This is a genomic window from Luteibacter sp. TLI7-4A, assembly GCF_056754745.1.
Map to the genome: position 1 here is coordinate 5,001 of NZ_JBPGWO010000002.1, position 1,340 is coordinate 6,340.

Below are 1,340 nucleotides of genomic sequence, written 5' to 3' on the forward strand. Positions count from 1 at the left end.
TGCCCGGTGCTGGAAGGTTAATTGATGGGGTCAGCCGCAAGGCGAAGCTCTTGATCGAAGCCCCAGTAAACGGCGGCCGTAACTATAACGGTCCTAAGGTAGCGAAATTCCTTGTCGGGTAAGTTCCGACCTGCACGAATGGCGTAACGACAGCGCGCTGTCTCCACCCGAGACTCAGTGAAATTGAAATCGCTGTGAAGATGCAGCGTTCCCGTGGCAAGACGGAAAGACCCCGTGAACCTTTACTATAGCTTTACACTGAACGTTGAGTTCGTCTGTGTAGGATAGGTGGGAGGCTATGAAACTGTGGCGCTAGCTGCAGTGGAGCCATCCTTGAAATACCACCCTGTCGTGCTTGACGTTCTAACCTGGGCCCATTATCTGGGTCGGGGACCGTGTATGGTGGGTAGTTTGACTGGGGCGGTCTCCTCCTAAAGAGTAACGGAGGAGCTCGAAGGTACGCTCAGCGCGGTCGGACATCGCGCACTGTGTGCAAAGGCATAAGCGTGCTTGACTGCAAGATCGACGGATCAAGCAGGTAGGAAACTAGGACTTAGTGATCCGGTGGTTCTGTATGGAAGGGCCATCGCTCAACGGATAAAAGGTACTCCGGGGATAACAGGCTGATACCGCCCAAGAGTTCATATCGACGGCGGTGTTTGGCACCTCGATGTCGGCTCATCACATCCTGGGGCTGTAGTCGGTCCCAAGGGTATGGCTGTTCGCCATTTAAAGTGGTACGCGAGCTGGGTTCAGAACGTCGTGAGACAGTTCGGTCCCTATCTGCCATGGGCGTTGGAGATTTGAGAGGGGCTGCTCCTAGTACGAGAGGACCGGAGTGGACGAACCTCTGGTGTTCCGGTTGTCACGCCAGTGGCATTGCCGGGTAGCTATGTTCGGAAGCGATAACCGCTGAAAGCATCTAAGCGGGAAGCGCGCCTCAAGATGAGATCTCCCGGGGCACAAGCCCCCTGAAGGAACCATATAGACTATGTGGTTGATAGGTCAGGTGTGTAAGTACAGCAATGTATTGAGCTAACTGATACTAATGATCCGTGTGGCTTGACCATATAACCTCAAGTTGCCTTGGCCGACATGACATGTCGATAGAGCCCAAGTGCACGCTACGTCACAAGAACTATGAGAGGCAGGCGCAGTATGGCCGTGCTTCTTCCCCAAGGGAAAATCCACGAACATCGCGACGCTCCAACCGTCTCCCTGGTGAAATTAGCGCTGTGGAACCACCCGATCCCATCCCGAACTCGGAAGTGAAACGCAGCTGCGCCGATGGTAGTGTGGCTCAAGCCATGCGAGAGTAGGTCATCGCCAGGGTTTACACC

At 54.5% G+C, this 1,340-nt stretch carries 2 rRNA genes (1 of these 2 only partly in view); both read left to right on the forward strand.

Going from position 1 to position 1,340, the window contains the following annotated elements:
- A 23S ribosomal RNA gene (locus tag ACR9Y6_RS18865) occupies window positions 1-1,070 on the forward strand; it begins 1,808 nt to the left of the window's first position.
- Between the two features lie 147 nt (window positions 1,071-1,217).
- Window positions 1,218-1,332: ribosomal RNA gene (gene rrf, locus ACR9Y6_RS18870) — 5S ribosomal RNA — on the forward strand.
- The last annotated feature ends 8 nt before the right edge of the window (window positions 1,333-1,340 follow it).